Source organism: Candidatus Spongiihabitans sp. (assembly GCF_965247905.1).
Lineage (GTDB): Bacteria > Pseudomonadota > Gammaproteobacteria > Arenicellales > Poriferihabitantaceae > Spongiihabitans.
In genome coordinates this window covers 2,776,209-2,795,780 of the sequence record NZ_OZ252047.1, presented here as the reverse complement: position 1 = coordinate 2,795,780, position 19,572 = coordinate 2,776,209, and the positions used below count along the sequence as shown (strand labels likewise).

The window sequence follows — 19,572 nt, the reverse complement described above, 5'->3', positions numbered from 1 at the left end:
ATAACTTGCCCTAATAACTTGAAATGGAAAATAATAATCCGTTGCTGGATTTTAGCGGCTTGCCGCGCTTCAACGAAATCAAACCCGAGCATATCGAACCTGCGGTGGACTATATGCTGAATCGCAACCGCAATCAAATTGCGAAACTGACCGCGCTCAACGCCGCCCCAATTGTTTCAGTTGCTGGCTTACTAGGTTATGATGTGTCGGGTCACGCACGGATTGTTCGGCGTGTCCAGCTTGCGTTTCAGTTGCTGGCTTACTAGGTTATGATGTGTCGGACTTCGGCGGCTCGCTCGGCGTTTGGGATACCTTGTTTCAGTTGCTGGCTTACTAGGTTATGATGTGTCGGTTGACTTCCGCCATTGTTAGGCTCTCCAGTAGTGTTTCAGTTGCTGGCTTACTAGGTTATGATGTGTCGGACCCATCCGCAACGCCCTTGACGATTGTTCCAACGTTTCAGTTGCTGGCTTACTAGGTTATGATGTGTCGGCAAAAACTGAAAAACAGGTGTTGCAGAAGTCGAGCGTTTCAGTTGCTGGCTTACTAGGTTATGATGTGTCGGCACACAACAACGGGTAAGGTACAGACGATTAGGTATGTTTCAGTTGCTGGCTTACTAGGTTATGATGTGTCGGTGGTCGGCGTGGTCGCGGCGATCACTTTGTTCACCGTTTCAGTTGCTGGCTTACTAGGTTATGATGTGTCGGTGACCTGCGGGGTGACGATGAATATCGTTCGGCAAGTTTCAGTTGCTGGCTTACTAGGTTATGATGTGTCGGGTTTGTTAATAGAATTAAAGCTAATCAAAATGATTGTTTCAGTTGCTGGCTTACTAGGTTATGATGTGTCGGTTGATCCTGCTATCACAACAACGGCGTATTTATTGTTTCAGTTGCTGGCTTACTAGGTTATGATGTGTCGGGTATTCAATTCTAAAGTCACGCCGTACGCGCTCGGGTTTCAGTTGCTGGCTTACTAGGTTATGATGTGTCGGTCTGAAGGCTTCCCTCGCCGATGCGCCACGATATTAGTTTCAGTTGCTGGCTTACTAGGTTATGATGTGTCGGCATTATTTTGTCAAACCTTTTTAACTTTAATTATGTTTCAGTTGCTGGCTTACTAGGTTATGATGTGTCGGATGGCGTGGCGGTCAAACCGACGACCGGCTTGTCAAGTTTCAGTTGCTGGCTTACTAGGTTATGATGTGTCGGTAATATTGGAACTCGGGGAAACCATTCAGAAACTTGTTTCAGTTGCTGGCTTACTAGGTTATGATGTGTCGGTGTATATGTAGCCTGCCTGTTTTTGTACCTTGTTGTTTCAGTTGCTGGCTTACTAGGTTATGATGTGTCGGGACGAATCGCTGGTGGATATTTCAAACGGCTTGTGTTTCAGTTGCTGGCTTACTAGGTTATGATGTGTCGGAACCTTTATTTGAAAATAAAGCTAATCATTTTGACTGTTTCAGTTGCTGGCTTACTAGGTTATGATGTGTCGGGTTTGGAGTTCGAGGGCGTGGCAAGCGAAAACAGTTTCAGTTGCTGGCTTACTAGGTTATGATGTGTCGGGGGGATTATCTGGAGTTGAGATGTACGAATGTTCATACGTTTCAGTTGCTGGCTTACTAGGTTATGATGTGTCGGTTTGAGTGGGGAATTAAAGCTAATCAAAATGACTGTTTCAGTTGCTGGCTTACTAGGTTATGATGTGTCGGCTTTAGCATATTTACAAAAGCTAATCATTTTGACTGTTTCAGTTGCTGGCTTACTAGGTTATGATGTGTCGGCTAAACAACCACCGCGCGGCCTCGACCCGGAGCAGTTTCAGTTGCTGGCTTACTAGGTTATGATGTGTCGGTCAGGCATAGTGCTGGTGTGGGAGTGCGGGTTGTCGTTTCAGTTGCTGGCTTACTAGGTTATGATGTGTCGGGCCCCAACGATCCAAATGTTTTTTATTTATTCCAAGTTTCAGTTGCTGGCTTACTAGGTTATGATGTGTCGGGTTAAGATACTTGTCTCTTTGCTCCACGAAGTACGTTTCAGTTGCTGGCTTACTAGGTTATGATGTGTCGGGTTTAAGTTGTTTGGGATAATTCCCGCAATGCGCCGTTTCAGTTGCTGGCTTACTAGGTTATGATGTGTCGGACGCAAAGAAACGCACAATAACCATTTAGCCCGATGTTTCAGTTGCTGGCTTACTAGGTTATGATGTGTCGGCGCATCCCCGCCGGCGCTATCGCCAAAACAACGGGTTTCAGTTGCTGGCTTACTAGGTTATGATGTGTCGGGCATCGCATCTGGGTTTTGCGGGTTTTAATGAAAGTTTCAGTTGCTGGCTTACTAGGTTATGATGTGTCGGTCGATTGGCGTATCGCGTCATCGCTGAACAAACAAGTTTCAGTTGCTGGCTTACTAGGTTATGATGTGTCGGCTCAAGTATCGCTTCGGCGAATCCCGGGTCAGAGGTTTCAGTTGCTGGCTTACTAGGTTATGATGTGTCGGTTAATTTTTATCGCCAATCAGCAATTGCAATTTGTTTCAGTTGCTGGCTTACTAGGTTATGATGTGTCGGAATCCAATCCCGAACGGCGCACTAAACTTAACCGGTTTCAGTTGCTGGCTTACTAGGTTATGATGTGTCGGCTTGCGGCGCGGGCGGCTTTGCTTGCCAAACCGGAGTTTCAGTTGCTGGCTTACTAGGTTATGATGTGTCGGACTTTCGCGCGCCCACTGACGACCTTTCAATACTGTTTCAGTTGCTGGCTTACTAGGTTATGATGTGTCGGGCCCGGCGTCCGCGGTCCAAAAATCATCCGGTTGGTTTCAGTTGCTGGCTTACTAGGTTATGATGTGTCGGAGACCGTCACTGCCGAGCGGCTGAAGGATAAATAGTTTCAGTTGCTGGCTTACTAGGTTATGATGTGTCGGCAAGTACAACGCCAAACTGCCAACGACTTGCGAGGGTTTCAGTTGCTGGCTTACTAGGTTATGATGTGTCGGTCGCGGGCCGGGATTGTCCGGCCGAGGATTACATGTTTCAGTTGCTGGCTTACTAGGTTATGATGTGTCGGGTATTATAATACACCGATGGCGAGCAGGACGACTGTTTCAGTTGCTGGCTTACTAGGTTATGATGTGTCGGCTCCGGGCGCGTTGATTTCAATCTTATTGATGGTGTTTCAGTTGCTGGCTTACTAGGTTATGATGTGTCGGTATACCGCAGCAGCCATTGGCTAGGCGGCATAAATGTTTCAGTTGCTGGCTTACTAGGTTATGATGTGTCGGTCGCCAGCGTTCTTTTAATAACCGATAATGCGGAGTTTCAGTTGCTGGCTTACTAGGTTATGATGTGTCGGGGTCTAAATTTTCATGCAACACTTTCGGGTTGAATAAGTTTCAGTTGCTGGCTTACTAGGTTATGATGTGTCGGTCGTTTATCATCGGTTCGTACGTGGGATTGTTCGGTTTCAGTTGCTGGCTTACTAGGTTATGATGTGTCGGTCTGGTTCACCTTCCCAGATGTGTGCGTAAAGGTGTTTCAGTTGCTGGCTTACTAGGTTATGATGTGTCGGTCGGGGCCCAGCGCGGAAGGGCTGACCGCATTGCTGTTTCAGTTGCTGGCTTACTAGGTTATGATGTGTCGGGGCATACTTGATCGCTATTTGCGACCAATATGGGTTTCAGTTGCTGGCTTACTAGGTTATGATGTGTCGGTTTCACTTGGTATTGTCTGCCCGGCTCCCCGCAACAGTTTCAGTTGCTGGCTTACTAGGTTATGATGTGTCGGTCGTTTCATTGAACTCCTTGATAGCGGCGTTTATAAGTTTCAGTTGCTGGCTTACTAGGTTATGATGTGTCGGGCATCAGCGCGCAACTTTTATCCGAAGGCATAGAGGTTTCAGTTGCTGGCTTACTAGGTTATGATGTGTCGGGTTTTATAATGCCTGCCATATAAGTGAATTCCCTAGTTTCAGTTGCTGGCTTACTAGGTTATGATGTGTCGGCCAATAGCATCGCATGAGGAGCGCACTCCCTATCGTGTTTCAGTTGCTGGCTTACTAGGTTATGATGTGTCGGGTAGATGAGCCGAGAGACCAGGAAGAGTTGGAGTTTGTTTCAGTTGCTGGCTTACTAGGTTATGATGTGTCGGTCTTCGACTCGATGGTCAAGTCTGTAATGGACAATGACGTTTCAGTTGCTGGCTTACTAGGTTATGATGTGTCGGCCATTCGTTCGCGCTGGTGTCCACCGGCACGAGCGAGTTTCAGTTGCTGGCTTACTAGGTTATGATGTGTCGGTTTTATGTTCCCGGCAGCAGCATTACGCCCACGGGTTTCAGTTGCTGGCTTACTAGGTTATGATGTGTCGGAGACCAACGCGACCAAACTTATCTCTGGAATGTCACGTTTCAGTTGCTGGCTTACTAGGTTATGATGTGTCGGCCTGCTTTAGAATGCTGATTCGGTTTGTTTTTCTTGCTGTGTTTTTGGGTGTTTTTGCGAAAATCATAAAAATACCGGAAAGTGTTGAATTTTGCGAAAATTTGTGTCATAGTTCGCACTGTGCTGATACATCATAACCTAGTAAGTGATGCACTGAAATCATCTAAAATAAAGATGCCTTTTTAGGGTTGAATCGATTTTCTGTATTGCACATATCGGTCCCTAAAAAACAAAACCCGCCTCAATGTAAAAGTTAGGCGGGTTTTTATTGCCAACTTTATTTCACTGTAAAGCAATGGCTATTATATCAGTTCCTATCGTTACAATGATTTAAGTATTCGCATTGCGTGCATTGTGCTGGGGTTGCTGGGCTATCCGGCAAGTAGGATTTTTCTAAATCATTCAATATCTGGTCCCGAATGATAACCACCTGTTCTTTGTTCTTTAGTTTGAACACTATTGGGTGGGTCTTACCTTTATTCTCAAAAAGGATAAATCCTTGCCTGCAAGGCAAGTTGTATTGATGTTCGGCGACCATGGCATAGGCGGTGAGTTGCAATATTTGTCCTTTGGTGGGTTTGTGCCCGTTTAATTTGAATTCAATGGGGTAGATTTCTTCGCTACTGTTCAGCAGGCTATCCACCATGCCGTGTAATTGTAAATCGTCGGCGCTCACAAACACATTAAATTCTTGTTTGGCTTGCATTAAATTAAAGCGTTTTAAGGTTCTGTGTTTGAATATCTTTTTCTGGCCTTTGTGCAAATCCTCGCCTTGTTTGACCCACACTGGTTTGGGCGGATTGAGTTTTAGCAATTCTTGAAAATACGGAATTCTTGGACAAAAACAATATTGCCTGAGCAAACTAATGGGCAAGCTATATGACATGGTAGCTTGTGGAATATTGGGGGAAATCCTGTTTCTCATAACCCACGCTGTTGTTCTGCTGGATTTGTTCGGATAATTTGACTCGGGCAATGAAGGCTTTATCCGTTTTAGCGCAATAAATTTTCAATAAATGTTTAACGCTGGTTTCTTCCGCCCTGTTTAAATGCCCCCAAAATACTGATTTTTGTATCGAAGTTAGGCTAATGTCTTTCAGTTTATTAAACAGTTTTGTGCGCTGCCCGGTATCGGCTATGTCGTAACTTACTAAAACCTCATTGTATAATTTTACTTGCGCCACGGCTTCACCATCTGAACCAATAGCTTTTGTATTTCCTGTCACCCGCGAATGTGCCTGCCAAGTGATAAATTTGTCTTTGCAAAATGCTTTCCAGTCGCATTTTTCGTTTGCGATAGTGATATTGAGTAGCAAATGTTTTGTGAATATCGGTGATGATTTGTTTTTTAATAGTTGGTGTAAGTTCGTTCTTGTCCCGCAAAACACCTCTGTGCTTGATGATATTTCGATCCACCACCCAAGCACGGTATTCCTCCATCATATCCAGAACCAAAGACGGCTTGCCTGCTCTTTGTGCATGGAAAAAACCGGCGTAAGGCTCCAAGCCCGCATTGATCAAGGCATTCCAGACATAAGATGTGAGGATCGCGTAACCGTAATTTAAGCCCTTGTTGCCAATATCCTGCGCCTGCCTGCCCACCCTGCCCTTAAAATCATTTGGCATCAGATTTGTCTCAACCAAACACTGCCAATATTGAGCGGCCGCTTGCCCTTCCAAGCCCAATAAAATATCTCGCCAGCGATCATAGTTCTGCCATTTTTTGATCTTAATCTGTCGTAAGATTAATTTTAGTTGTTCGGCGGCTTTGTCTATTATTGGGGCTTTGTCTTGATGGTATTTTTTGAAATAAAGCAGGGTTGCGCGTTGGTTCTTGATTTTCCCCTCGATGACAATGGCGGACAATAGCGCCGTATTTGGGCTGCTTATGAATGTAAACTGCTTTTGTCGAACGCGCACAACAGCGTGTTGCTGTGTGCCCGAAAGGCAAGAGATGATTTCATTCTTGAAATCAGACAAGAAGAATTTAATGCCGCGATTAGCGCAAGCAATGACAACATCCGAGGAAAAGCTCACGCCTTGTTTGGCGACCTGGATGCTTTTTAAGCGATTAAGCGGATATTCCTTGATCTCGCCATTTTCTTTTACCGTCAAGCATTCGCTTCTAATGCCGATGAATTGACCATATTCGGCGAGCGTTATGTGGGCGTGCATGAAGTTTATTCCGACATTATTTCTAGAATTTTTCTCTCTAAACAAGCGCGCATAAAAATCTGCATTGGCTGCTCATCGTCGCTGGCGTAAAAATCCAGCATCAGTTGATTAAACTCGAGTTGCTTTTTGGCGGGTAGGTTGATCGCGGGCAGTCCGTTTACCAATAAAATGCCGTTCATCATCAGTCGCCCAAGGCGTTTGTTAGCATCATAAAAAAACTGAATCCTTGCCATTTGTACAAATAAACTGATAGCGCAGGTATAAGTTTGTTCAATGTCTATCTTAGATTGGCGCATCTCTGATTGTAGCAAGGCGGGATGATGTTTTCCCGTCAACTGTTGCCACAAGGTTGGTAATTTGTCCGCTCTCGGCGGGATATGATTGGTGCCCGCAATGGTTACGCCGCCGTCCCTGAAAACCCCCCAGGTTAGCGCTTCTTTCTGGGCAAGAATCCCGTGCAGATCACAAACGAAATCTTTGGAAAGAGCAAACCTGTCTTGTTCAACACAATCAAACAAAAACCGCCAGGCATTTGCCTGATTAAGCGTAATCATCTCATCCTGCAAACTATGCCCGCCCACCGTTACTCCGTCCAATAGGGTTTGTATCTCCGGCAGGGTAAAGTTCACCCCTTCCAAATTCACCGCATCGCACACTAGTTCCGGTAGTTGTTTTTTAGCGATGAATAGAGCTTTAGGGCGGTCGGGGTTGAGACTGGATAGCATTATTCTATAGGAGTCCCTTTCTGATAGGCTTCTTTCATTTCTTTGTTTGTACTTTCTACAATATAAGAAAATGTTATTTTATTCCCACTAACAAATTCAACAAATAAATTGGAGCGAGGCTTGCCTAACAAATCACTTTCAAAAAGTTTGATTTTTTTAAATTTCCAAGCATCTGTTTCTTTATATTCTGCTGATATATTAGAGAAATAAGTTATTGTATTGTCTAATTTTTTAAGGTTGTCAAGATTTATAGAAACCCTAATATTAAACCTATCTTTTGAGCCAATTGCATAAGATAAAGAAATTAGATTTTCTTGTAATTCTTCTGGAATTGCTATCTCTCTCCACTCATCAAAATAACAAGTATTATCAACTTCTACCTGTTTGCCGTCTAATGATGCAATATTAGGGCTATTTTTTAATCCATCCATAAAAACTGGATTTTTTAAATTTTCGCCATAACCCTTGGTGGAAAAACCTTCGATACTACTAACTTGATAAACCGTTTCATTTGTTATTGGATTTTTCCGCTTGATTCTAAATCCACCAGAAGGAGCGGACACGACAGGTAGGGAATAATCTTTCCTAACTTGTTTATGTTGGCTTTCGTTTTTGATTTTATTTGTTTTAAAGACTTCTTCAAATAATTGTTTCCAACTTTCTGAAGGAATAAAGTCTTTTTTAGTTTTAAAATTCACACCAAATCGCTTGTTTAGTAACTCATTGTCTTTAAGTTTCGCCAAAGTGTTATCAGTCTTTATTTTCTGATTAAAAACGCTTTTGGGAATAATCCCCGCTTGTTTAGAAAATTCACCTTTATCGTTTTTCTTTAACAAGTGATCTTTTAAATAATCGATTCCTAAACCGCTTTCTTTGTCCAAGGTTTCCCAAAAACCACTCAATTCTGGATTATCGACTTCTACTTGTTCGTTTTTACCAAAACAATCTTGTAGAGTAGTTTGGTTTCCAGAATGGTCTTTGATTGGATGGCGAATTAGCCGTTGCCAATCTGCTTTTGCTGGCAAGGTCAAGTCAGCTACTGTGAATTTTTTATTGTCTAACGATTTAACAAATGTTTTCTTGCTTTGCCCTGTTAGTAAAACATCTTTAATTTTTTTCTTTTCCACGCTATAGCGAAGTTTTTCCAGTTTTTCTGCTTGTTCTATTGCCCAGACATCGCAAACCTCTTTGGCGCACTTTTGTAAATGATTGAGTGCTTTTGTTTTATCAATGGTTAAGTAAGAATATTTTTCCTGATTGTCTTGCAAACTACCAGCAACTGGTCTTTTATTTTTTCTTCTGCTTGAACCTGTGTATAAAAAATCTTTCAATAAATCGTAATATTTATTATGTGCTGTTAATTGTTTTTGTTTGGCTGTTTTTAATTTTTTGTCAAAGTCTTTGCTGTCATTTTTTGGCTGTTTTAATGATTCAATTTCAGTACAATTAACCAAAGAAAAACCATAATAAAGTTTGCCATCATTTAACAAAATTGGCATAAATCGCTCACCATACAAACCCTCTTTAAAAATTTTCGTTGAGGATAAATTTTTACGATATTTAGGCTTTCTTTCAATGTGCTGGACATCTGATTGAGCGGGTAATAAATCATTTAACCATTGCCCTTGCTCAAGTTTACTCTCATAATCCTTAAATAATTCCTTAGTATTGGTGGTTTTTAATTCTTCTGCTATTTTATTGTTTTGCAAAGCAGTTGGTAGTACTAAAGCGGCATCTATCACATGGGAAAATGCCCCTTGTTTACCCTTGTTTTTAGCAAAGTCGTGGTTAAATGCGCCCAAAACGTCTCGTAATTGGCTTACTTCATAGGCTGGTATTTGATAGGTTTTTACCTCTACATTTGGATATTTTTTTTGTAATAACTTTCTAATTTGTTTGCCGAGGTAACCTTGCGTTCCATTGACAAGAGTTTTGTATCTGGTATTTAGAATTGGAAAAGTTTTGCTATCTAGCTCTGGTATAAATAGGGCGTGGCGTAAATAATTTTGTTCTTTATCTTCTAAATTATGAAAGCTAATAGGGTCGTTTTCATCTAACCCGTTAATAAAATCTTTAATGTTTTGTTGTATTTGTTCTTTGTTGTGATTATTAAAAATTTCTTTTAAGTAATTAGGTTTTAATTGATCAAAGGTATATCGTTTGTTGTCTTTTGCGTCGTTACCATCACGGGAGCAGTAAATTAAATTTGCTTCAGAGTTAAATACCACATCGCCACTCTTTTTAGAATCGCTTTGCGGGATGATATGATCCAATTCACCCACTTTTATTTGTTTATCGGTATAAGGGCAATAGGTGTTTTTCTTGATGCGGCTATCTTTATCTTGCCACTGTGTTTCTTGTTTTTTTAAACCTTTTTCTACTCTTTCTTTGGTTTTCTTTTTAATATTGTTCAAGCCTTTTATTTCATGCAAGCTTTGTTCAAAGGAAAAGCGGTTTTGTTCCATAAATATTGGCACAAATAATTGGTCATTTTTGTCAATGTTCAGGCTTTCTATTTGTTTGATTTTCATTTGGGCGATTTCATAAGCCTGACGACTGATAATTCTATCTAACATCCCATCAAAAGGACGAATGCTGTCGGCTGTTAATCTGCTGGCATTTGATGCGGTACGTGAAACAATTTCACCTGATTTGTTTAAAGTCTCGATTTTTTGCTCTCTATCACGCCAGGCATTTTCCTCGGTATTCCATTTATCTGTTTTACTAAAGCCGCTAATTTCAGATTCCAAATGGTTGTAAAGTTGGGCAATGCTATAAGGATTGTTGTATTTCTCTTTTTTATCGTGTTTAAAAAAATCATTAATTTCGGTGGCAACTAAATCAGCATTTTCTATCGCACTAATAATATCTTCATGATCTTGTGCGTATTTATTCCATCTGTCCTTTTTCTCTTGGGTAATTTCATCTGCTTTGCTCTCTAATACATATCGTCGCTTTTGAATGGTTGTAGCAATATAATTAAAAGCATTGCCATACTCTTTGCGGGTTTCTTCTATTCTTCCAGCAAGGCTTTTAGTTGTTGAATTACCTTTGATTTTTTTATTCCAACATTCTTCTTTAAACTGTTCTAATTTTTCGCTTTTTTTGGTTTCTGGGTTTAATTCAAAATCCTCTCTTAAAATATGCCTAACTAGTCTATGTTGGATATTACCCTTATGAGGCGGGTTGGTTCCGCATTTAAAAAACAAACTATTTTCACTATCTACCCACAAACCCTGCTTGGCAATATCTACTTCGGCATAATACTTTTTTGCTAATTTAACAATATTGTCTGCCTGGTTATTGCTGTGGTTATTTAGCAATTCTTTGGCAGCTTTTGCTTTTTCTGAATTACTATCTTGAGCCAACCACCGTAATTTATAAGGGTCTAAAACAATGCTTCTGTCTAAAATTCGATGCAAGGTATTGGCTAGTATTTGCCGTTCTTTTGTATCTTGGTTTTCCCCTTTAATTTTTTGCGGTTTGTTGTCTTGTAATCTTTTTTGGATGTTTATTTGCTCGGTAATGCGTTTATCTATTGAGGGTAAAATATAGTTACCTGCTACTGATTGGGTAACGGTATCCCAGTTTTTTAAGTATTTATCCAGTCTTTCTGGTTTTAGTCTTAAAGTTAAATCCTTGGGCGGACGGCGATTGTTTTGATCTTCGTAAGGGGGAATGGTTTTTTTAGGTTTTAATGAAATAAAAATATCCAAAATATCTGAATTGTTTTTGAGTGCTAATATTTCTGTGCGATTGTCTTTTTCATTTTTCTGTTTAGCATGCCAACTTCTAACCCATTTAAAAAATACACTATGTAATTGTTCAGGTAGCCATTTGTCGCCTGATTTCATACTTTTAGCATTAAAGTATTTGCGTAATACTCGTAATTGCAAATTACTAATATTGCCGATTAAATTAGCTAATTCTTCAGTATTACGATCACTGAGTGAAGGCTTTAATAAATCAGAATTTTCTATATCTTTTTCGATATTATCTAAATATTGAGCACGATATTTATGCCCTCCATCTTCTGCTTTAATTTGCGTATTTAAAATAGTTTTTATATTGTCATAAGCATCGGCAAATTCTTGTTTGTCATTTTCAACACTTTTTTTGGCAGAATTCTTATCCAATGTAAGTTTTCCTTTCAGGCTTTTACATTTATAAATATCGTTGGAAAGAATCAAAAAATCATCGTAAAAAGTGTCTGCATTTTTAAAAAAATTATTATGTGTTTTTACAAAATAATCTGCAACAAAAGACTGTTTGATTAAATTCTCATCCAACCCTTCAACCAAATAAGTGTAGCCACGGCGATTCAGCAAACCATTTAAATATTCTTGTTGTTTTGAGTTAAGTTTGATGCCGTATTCATTCAAAACAAGTTTTAGCAATCGTTTAGCAATCGTTTAGCAAGTTTTCGACGTTTGTTGCCCCTGATTTGATGGCGTTTTTGAGTTCTACCAACCTGCGACCAAGTGATTTTCTGGCTATCAATTACAATCGTTTTTCCTAGGCTATTGCCACTAGTGGTCGGATCTTCCCCTTGGACAAAGTGGTTCAGATAAACCCCCGTATTCTTTGCCCCCATATCAATGGCGATGGGCGAGATGATTTTGATTTTTTTATCCTTCATTGTTAAACAGTTCAAAGTTAAATCCGCACACAGTTTAATGTGTGGTATCGGTTAATATAAATTTTGAGATTCCGCATACCCCACCCTGAGCGTAATCAATATATGTGTATGGTCACTGCTGTCCCATTAACAAGCGAAAGAGATGGCCTGATTCGCTCTGAATGGATACAATGAGTCTACCGACAACTTATTGAATCAAATAGGAGAATCAGACCATGGCGCATTGTAACACAGTTTTATCGCAGATCCTCAAATGGGTGCCGAGACATGAATTCGAGACCCTTGCCACACGGCATCATAGTGGCCGCTCGTTCCGTGTTGCGTCGCGTTGGGCGCAGTTCGTCGGCCTGTTCATGGCGCAACTGACCGGCCGCGACAGCTTGCGCGACATCGTCGACAACCTGGGCGCTCAGGCGCATCGACTTTATCACTTGGGCGGCGTCGAACTGTCCCGCTCCAGCCTGGCGCGCATCAACCGGGACAAGCCTTATACGTTGTACGAGGCACTGTTCGGGAAGCTGTTGCAACGTTGCCAGGGGCGCGCGCCCGGGCACAAGTTTCGTTTCAGTATTCGCTCGATGCCACCACCATCGAGTTGTGCCTCTCGGCCTTCCCGTGGGCCGATTTCCGAACGACCAAGGGGGCGGTCAAGCGGCATGTCGGGCTGAACCACAGCGGTTGCCTGCCCGAGTTCGTCGCCATCACCGACGGCAAAACCAGCGACCTCGCTATCGGGCGCACGCTGGGTTTCCCAAAAGGCAGCCTAGTCGCCATCGACCGCGGATATAACGACTATGGCGGGTATAAACAGTTGAATGACAAAGGCATATTCTTTGTCACTCGTATCAAGAAAGACGCGGCGTATCGCGTTGTCGGTCGCGCCGCGGTGTTGAAGAGCAAGGGATTAACCTGCGACCAGCGCATCGTGTTCACCGGCGCCAAGGCATCCAGACAATGCCCCATTCCACTGCGCCGCATCGGCTACCGCGATGCCAAGACCGGCAAGCATTACGTTTTCTTGACCCATCATTTGAAACTGGCGGCCAAGACGGTCGCCGACCTCTACCGGGCGCGTTGGCAGGTGGAATTGTTCTTTAAGTGGATCAAGCAAAACCTGAAGATAAAGTCTTTCATCGGCACCAGCAATAACGCGGTGATGACGCAAATCTGGATCGCGCTGTGCGTGTATTTACGCTTGGCGTTCATCAAGTTCCAGTCGCGGCTGGGCAAAAGCATGCGACAAATGCTCCGCTTGTTGCAGCTTAACTTGTTCGACAAGCGCGACTTGATGGCGCTCTTGCGTGGCCACCCGCCCCCCAGGCCCGGCTTCAATCACAATCAAGCCTCGTTGCTGTGAAAGTTAATGGGACAGCAGTGTGGCGTAATACGAAATATCAATGCCCATCCATTTTCGTTTCAGATTGTGCGCGGCGTGAATCGTGGTGCCGCAACCGCAAAATGGATCGAGAACAATGTCGTCTGCGTTGGAAGACGCCGCAATGATTCGTTCAAGTAACGCGAGTGGTTTTTGTGTGGGGTAGCCGAGACGTTCTTTATTGGACACTTGCCCACCGGATGGAATATCCGTCCAATAATCTTCAATCACTTTGCCTTTGCCAAATTTGTTTTCCACCTCTTTATCCGTTCTGCCGTCGGCATATCCGGCGGTGATACCGCTTTCCCCTTCGGTGTGTCGGCGGCGTTGCAGAAAAGAATCGCTATACGGGACGCGGACAGCATTACTATGAAACTGCGCCGCTCGGCTTTTGCCATAAAATAAAACGTAGTCGTGTTTGCGGGGGAAATGATGTTTTGCGTTTGCCGGGCCTTTATAACACCACGCAATCTCATTGCGAAAATTTTTCCTGCCGAATATCTCATCCATAACAATCTTAAGATAATGCGATGCCGTCGGGTCGCAATGCAAATAAATGCTGCCGGTCGGTTTCAATAGCCGGCGCATCTCGGCGAGTCGCTCGGCCATGTAGGAGAGATAGGCGAGCATGCCGTTGCCGCTTTGCCGAAACAGCGCGTCAAATCCCTTGATCGCATAATGCGCCGGATGGTCGATGGCTTTGCTGATTTTATTGACGCGCTCCTCGGCGTCGGCGTCCCATTGCCAAGTGTCCTTGAAGGCGGTCATCTGCGCCAGGTCGTCTTTCCTGCTCTTGTCCTTGCCCTTGCCGAATAAAATATTGTAGTTCGCCTTGCTGTTGAACGGCGGGTCAAGATAAATTAAATTCACGCAGTCGTCCGCCCATTCGCGCATGCGGTCAAGGCAGTCGCCGGCGTATAAAGTATTCGTTTTCATCGGGCATGATCGTGGCAATGCCCGGACACCCATGGGTGCCGGGTCGTTTGCACAGATCACATACAAGCAGAGGTGAAAGCCCTGCCTATTCGCCCCGTGGGGAATGACCCCGTGTCGGGAAAAACTGCTGTTGTATTTGGCAGGTAACCCGACTGGGCGGGCTGCCTGTATGAAAATCTGTGCGAGCGGAAATATACCACAAAACCAGGGAAAGGCAACCATCGGGCGGCGCGGAAAAACAGCAACCATTTTTAGCCTGATTTGAACTTGTGAAATTCTCACGCTAACAGTACCATTGCCGATTCCGAAAAACATTTCCAAGCGGACAATATAATGCTTAAAGGTAGTTTAGTTGCGCTCATAACCCCAATGGAAGAGGATGGCGGTATCGACTATGTTGCGTTGAAAAAATTGGTCGATTTCCATGTGGAAAACCAGACCGACGGCATCATCTCGGTCGGCACTTCGGGCGAGTCGGCGACCCTGGATATCGATCAGCAAATCGAGATCATCGGCAAGACCGTCGAGATGGCGGCCGGACGCATCCCGGTCATTGCCGGAACCGGCGGTAATTCCACCTCAGAGGCGGTGGAATTAACCCGCCGAGCCGCGCAACTGGACGTATACGCCTGCCTGCTGGTGGTGCCTTACTATAACAAGCCAACCCAGCATGGGCTGTATCAGCATTTTGAACACATCGCCGAGGCCGTTGATATTCCCCAGATTCTTTACAATGTGCCCGGGCGAACCGCTTTAGACATGAATAACGACACCGTTGCGGATTTATCCCGAATTCCAAATATCGTTGGCATCAAGGATGCGACCGGGGATATTTCCAGGGTGGCTGAATTCGTCAGCCGTTGCGGCCAGGATTTCGCGCTTTATTCCGGCGACGACGCGACGACTTTAGCGTTTATCGCCGAAGGCGGCCATGGCTGTATTTCGGTGACGGCGAATGTGGCGCCAAAATTAATGCATGAAATGTGCGCCGCCGCAATCGCGGGCGACCTGGCGCGCGCCGAGAAATTGAATGGTCAGTTGGCGCCGTTGCATGCCGCGTTGTTTTTGGAATCCAATCCGATTCCGGTCAAATGGGCGCTATACGAAATGGGCTACGTTAAAAAAGGCATACGCTTGCCGCTCACGGCGTTGTCCGAGAAATATCGCGATCAATTGCGCGATGCGATGGCGCATTCGTAAGTTAATTTTTAGGGTCATTTTTAGTTTCATTTTTAGGGTCATGCCGTGACCGCGCCATGATTTCATGTTGATCATTCCCGGCGGGCGCGCGATTTCTGAATTCCGCAAGGAAAAAATACTCGGTCTCATTCTCAAAGCCGGGCCGAATTGCCGCTCGGTTGATGCAAAATTCGTTTATTTCGCAGATGTCAAGCGCGAGTTGGACGCGCGCGAACAAGGCATTCTTGCTCAACTGTTGAATGCAGCCGATTTTATCGAACATCCGGGAACGGATAACCCTTCGCAAACGCGAACCGTGATTCCCCGCTTGGGCACTATTTCGCCGTGGGCGACCAAAGCGACGGATATCTTTCACCGCTGCGGATTAGAGCAAGTAAATCGCATTGAACGGGGGACTCGATGGCGTTTTGCGGTGTCGGGCAACCCGCAAATTTCAAACGAAATTTTAGCCGGGGCAGTCTACGACCCCATGACGGAATCCATTTTGGACGATCAGCGCGATGCCGAAAAACTGTTCGTTACGGACAAGCCGACTCCTCTGGCAGTTATTGATTTGCTCGGCGGCGGTTTAAAGGCGTTAAAGGCGGCCAATGAGGAATTTGGTTTCGCATTGAGCGACGCCGAGCAGCGTTATCTGGTGAAACGTTTCACAAGCCTGGGGCGCAATCCGACCGATGTGGAGTTGATGATGTTCGCACAGGTGAACTCGGAGCATTGCCGCCACAAAATATTTAATGCGGATTGGGATATTGACAGCGTGGCGCAAGCGCACTCCTTGTTTGCCATGATTCGCCACACCCATGCACAAAGCCGCGCCGGCACGCTGTCCGCTTATGACGACAATGCGGCCGTGCTCGAAGGTTCAATGGCGGAGCGTTTGGCCGCGGACGGCGATGGTCATGGCGATGGTCATAGTTATCGTTTTCAATGGGAGCCGGTGCATTTTACTGCCAAAGTTGAAACCCATAATCATCCAACGGCGATCTCGCCTTCGCCCGGGGCATCCACCGGTTGCGGAGGAGAAATCAGGGATGAAGGCGCGACCGGCCGCGGCGGAAAGCCCAAGGCGGGATTGGTGGGATACTCGGTATCGCATTTACGGCTGCCGGATTTGCCCCAGCCCTGGGAGGCTGCATGTGAAATGACCTGCGAAGCAACCGAAAACAAGCCCGAGCGCATTGCCAGCCCGTTGCGAATCATGCTGGAAGGGCCGATTGGAGCGGCCGCATTTAACAACGAATTTGGGCGCCCCAGCATCGCGGGGTATTTCAGAAGTTTCGAACAAGTTGACTGCCAGTCCGGCTCAAATGGCAGTGTCCGATACGGCTATCATAAGCCCATTATGTTGGCTGGCGGGCTGGGGAATATTCGCCCGGGTCACGTCAAAAAACTCAATATTCCCGATGGCGCGCCGATTGTGGTTTTAGGCGGCCCTGTCATGTTGATTGGGCTTGGTGGCGGGGCCGCATCCAGCATGGCTTCGGGAACCGGTTCCGAGGAGTTGGATTTCGCCTCGGTGCAACGCGGCAACCCGGAAATGCAGCGGCGATGTCAGGAGGTGATTGATGCCTGTTGCGCCGCGGGCGCAGATAATCCAATTTTGTCGATTCATGATGTCGGCGCCGGCGGGTTGTGCAATGCGTTGCCGGAATTGGTGCATGACTCGGATTGTGGCGGGCATTTTGAATTACGCAACATACTGAATGACGAACCCGGCATGTCGCCGATGCAGATTTGGTGCAACGAATCGCAAGAGCGTTATGTGCTTGCCATCGCGCCGGCGCGCTTCGCCGAGTTCGAAAAAATCTGTCGGCGCGAACGCTGTCTTTACGCCCAAGTCGGACATGCCAGCGCGGCGCAAAATCTGATCGTGCGCGACCGCCATTTTGCCGATGACGATACCGCGCGCGCAAAGCCGATCGACCTGCCGATGGAAGTGTTGTTTGGGCTACCGCCGAAAATGAAACGCAACGCGGTCGCCGTCGCTACAACGCACGCGCCGCTTCGCTTTGACGGCGTGTCCATCGCGCGCGCGACCGAGTTGGTGCTGAGTTTTCCCGCCGTCGCCGACAAAACATTTTTGGTCACCATCGGCGACCGCAGCGTCGGCGGCTTGGTTGCTCGTGACCAGATGGTTGGGCCCTGGCAAGTGCCGGTCGCGGATGTCGGCGTGACCGCATCCGGGTATAAAAGCGTGACTGGCGAGGCTTTTGCGCTCGGCGAACGCGCTCCAATTGCGGTCATCGACGCCCCCGCCAGCGGCAGAATGGCGGTGGGCGAGGCCATTACCAATATCGCGGCGGCGGCTATTGAACGAATTGACAAGATAAAATTATCCGCAAACTGGATGGCCGCGGCCGGCGAGCCGGGACACGATGCGGCTCTTTACGCCACGGTGAAGTCGATAGCGTTGGATATTTGCCCGCAGTTGGGTATCGCTATTCCGGTCGGCAAGGATTCGATGTCAATGAAAACGGTGTGGCAGGATACAGATAATAATGAACATAAAGTGGTCGCGCCGTTATCGTTGATTGTCAGCGCGTTCGCGGCGGTGAGCGATGTTCGCAAAACGCTAACGCCGGTGCTAAGCAATGTTTCCGAACCAACCGATTTGTGGTTGATTGATTTAGGTTTTGGCAAAAACAGAATGGGCGCCAGCGTGCTTGCCCAGGTTGCGAATCATGGTACAAATCAAATGGGCGATGAGGTTGCTGATTTAGACGATGCGCAAACATTGAAACAATTTTTCCAGTTGATTCAGCGATTGAATAACAAAAACTTGATGCTGTCCTACCACGATCGCTCGGATGGCGGCTTGATGGCCACGCTGTTAGAGATGGCGTTCGTGTCGCGATGCGGCTTGTCGATCAATCTCGATTCCCTGAGCCGGGCGGGCGGCGATCATCTTGCGGTGTTGTTTAACGAGGAGTTGGGCGCGGTAGTCCAAACGCGGCGCGCTCATCGCGAGCGAGTTTTATCTGCGTTTGAGGCCGCGCAGCTGTCCGAAGCGTGCCATTTTATAGGTTCTCCTGAGCCCGGGAATCTTATCGTCATCACCTTTGCGGGCAAAGCGTTATTCGAAAAACCGCGTAGCGAATGCCACCGTATTTGGTCGCAAACGACTTGGCAAATGCAACGCATGCGCGATAATCCGGCGTGCGCGGATCAGGAATATCAGCGTATTAATGATAACGGGGATCCGGGGCTTTTTTGCGATTTAAGTTTCGCGCATGGAGAGGATGCCAGCCAACGAATTATGTCGACGGCAAATATTTTAACTCGGGCTAAACCCAAGATTGCGATTATCAGAGAGCAGGGGGTGAACGGACAGTTGGAGATGGCGGCGGCGTTTCACTGCGCCGGCTTCGAGGCGGTCGATGTCACCATGACCGACCTGGCCGATGGCGCGAGCCTAGCCGATTTCAAGGGCCTGGCCGCGTGCGGCGGTTTTTCCTTTGGCGATGTGTTGGGGGCCGGGCAGGGCTGGGGCAAGTCGATCTTGTTCAATGCGAAATTGAAAGCGGAGTTCCAAACATTCTTCGCCCGTGCCGATACCTTTTCGTTGGGGGTGTGCAATGGTTGCCAAATGATGGCGTCGATAAAAAGCTTGATTCCGGGCGCGGCGCATTGGCCGCGATTTTTGCGCAACGCTTCCGAACAATTTGAGGCGCGCGTGGTGATGGTGGAAGTGTGTTCGGACAAGTCGGTTTTATTTGCCGACATGGCGGGTTCCAAATTGCCGGTGTCGGTTGCGCACGCCGAAGGACGCGCCGATTTCGCCGGCGACCGCGCCATGAACGAAATGCTGGCGCAGGATCAGTTGTGTTTGCGTTTTATCGACAACCGCGGCGCCGCGACGACAACCTATCCCTACAACTCCAACGGCTCGCTGCGCGGGATGACCGGCTTCACCAACCACGACGGACGCGCGACCATCATGATGCCGCACCCGGAACGCGTGTTCCGCGCCGTGTGCAATTCCTGGCGGCCGCGCGCCTCAGATGACGGTGGCGACTGGGGCGAATACAGCCCGTGGATAAAAATGTTTCAAAACGCGCGCGCCTGGGTTGAGTGAGCG

The 19,572-nt window shown here is 46.1% G+C and carries 9 protein-coding genes, 1 pseudogene and 1 CRISPR repeat array; of the genes and pseudogenes, 3 read left to right on the top strand and 7 right to left on the bottom strand.

Annotated elements, in window-relative coordinates:
- Positions 1-173: 173 nt before the first annotated feature.
- A CRISPR array of direct repeats spans positions 174-4,444; the repeat unit is 37 nt; unit sequence GTTTCAGTTGCTGGCTTACTAGGTTATGATGTGTCGG.
- A gap of 307 nt (positions 4,445-4,751) precedes the next feature.
- From cas4 to ACP158_RS14245, 6 genes are read right to left on the bottom strand one after another with little or no spacing between them, the layout of a single operon-like run.
- Positions 4,752-5,330 (bottom strand): CRISPR-associated protein Cas4, encoded by a 579-nt coding sequence (cas4, locus tag ACP158_RS14270; protein ID WP_424946772.1) that lies wholly within the window; start codon positions 5,328-5,330, stop codon positions 4,752-4,754.
- Entirely contained in the window at positions 5,320-5,670 is a 351-nt protein-coding gene (cas2, locus tag ACP158_RS14265; RefSeq protein WP_424946771.1) for a CRISPR-associated endonuclease Cas2, read from the bottom strand. Before cas2 ends, cas4 begins: the two co-directional genes overlap by 11 nt.
- Positions 5,633-6,619 carry a CRISPR-associated endonuclease Cas1 gene (cas1, locus tag ACP158_RS14260; RefSeq protein ID WP_424946770.1) on the bottom strand — a complete coding sequence of 329 codons (987 nt, stop codon included), beginning with the start codon at positions 6,617-6,619 and terminating at the stop codon, positions 5,633-5,635. Before cas1 ends, cas2 begins: the two co-directional genes overlap by 38 nt.
- A gap of 5 nt (positions 6,620-6,624) precedes the next feature.
- Complete coding sequence (locus ACP158_RS14255; RefSeq protein ID WP_424946769.1) at positions 6,625-7,344, bottom strand: Fic family protein; 720 nt, start codon at positions 7,342-7,344, stop codon at positions 6,625-6,627.
- Entirely contained in the window at positions 7,344-11,741 is a 4,398-nt protein-coding gene (locus ACP158_RS14250) for an HNH endonuclease domain-containing protein (RefSeq protein WP_424946768.1), read from the bottom strand. Before ACP158_RS14250 ends, ACP158_RS14255 begins: the two co-directional genes overlap by 1 nt.
- Positions 11,735-11,983 carry a hypothetical protein gene (locus ACP158_RS14245; protein ID WP_424946767.1) on the bottom strand — a complete coding sequence of 83 codons (249 nt, stop codon included), beginning with the start codon at positions 11,981-11,983 and terminating at the stop codon, positions 11,735-11,737. Before ACP158_RS14245 ends, ACP158_RS14250 begins: the two co-directional genes overlap by 7 nt.
- A gap of 215 nt (positions 11,984-12,198) precedes the next feature.
- On the opposite strand from ACP158_RS14245, the pseudogene ACP158_RS14240 reads away from it, so the two are divergent.
- Positions 12,199-13,340 (top strand): annotated as a pseudogene (locus ACP158_RS14240) (IS4 family transposase).
- Positions 13,341-13,343: 3 nt separating this feature from the next.
- Here ACP158_RS14240 and ACP158_RS14235 read toward each other — a convergent pair.
- On the bottom strand, positions 13,344-14,294 hold the full coding sequence (locus tag ACP158_RS14235) for a DNA methyltransferase (protein ID WP_424946766.1): 951 nt from the start codon (positions 14,292-14,294) through the stop codon (positions 13,344-13,346).
- 333 nt (positions 14,295-14,627) lie between these two features.
- Between ACP158_RS14235 and dapA the strand changes: the two genes are divergently transcribed.
- Entirely contained in the window at positions 14,628-15,494 is an 867-nt protein-coding gene (gene dapA / locus ACP158_RS14230; protein WP_424946765.1) for a 4-hydroxy-tetrahydrodipicolinate synthase, read from the top strand.
- A 64-nt stretch (positions 15,495-15,558) separates the two neighbouring features.
- Positions 15,559-19,569 carry a phosphoribosylformylglycinamidine synthase gene (purL, locus tag ACP158_RS14225; protein ID WP_424946764.1) on the top strand — a complete coding sequence of 1,337 codons (4,011 nt, stop codon included), beginning with the start codon at positions 15,559-15,561 and terminating at the stop codon, positions 19,567-19,569.
- Positions 19,570-19,572: the final 3 nt, after the last annotated feature.

Excerpts from the sequence above, each read along its gene's own strand:
- cas4 (WP_424946772.1), bottom strand. The coding sequence starts at position 5,330 with ATGTCATATAGCTTGCCCATTAGTTTGCTCAGGCAATATTGTTTTTGT.
- cas1 (WP_424946770.1), bottom strand. The coding sequence starts at position 6,619 with ATGCACGCCCACATAACGCTCGCCGAATATGGTCAATTCATCGGCATT.
- ACP158_RS14255 (WP_424946769.1), bottom strand. The coding sequence starts at position 7,344 with ATGCTATCCAGTCTCAACCCCGACCGCCCTAAAGCTCTATTCATCGCT.
- ACP158_RS14245 (WP_424946767.1), bottom strand. The coding sequence starts at position 11,983 with ATGAAGGATAAAAAAATCAAAATCATCTCGCCCATCGCCATTGATATG.
- ACP158_RS14235 (WP_424946766.1), bottom strand. The coding sequence starts at position 14,294 with ATGAAAACGAATACTTTATACGCCGGCGACTGCCTTGACCGCATGCGC.
- dapA (WP_424946765.1), top strand. The coding sequence starts at position 14,628 with ATGCTTAAAGGTAGTTTAGTTGCGCTCATAACCCCAATGGAAGAGGAT.
- purL (WP_424946764.1), top strand. The coding sequence starts at position 15,559 with ATGTTGATCATTCCCGGCGGGCGCGCGATTTCTGAATTCCGCAAGGAA.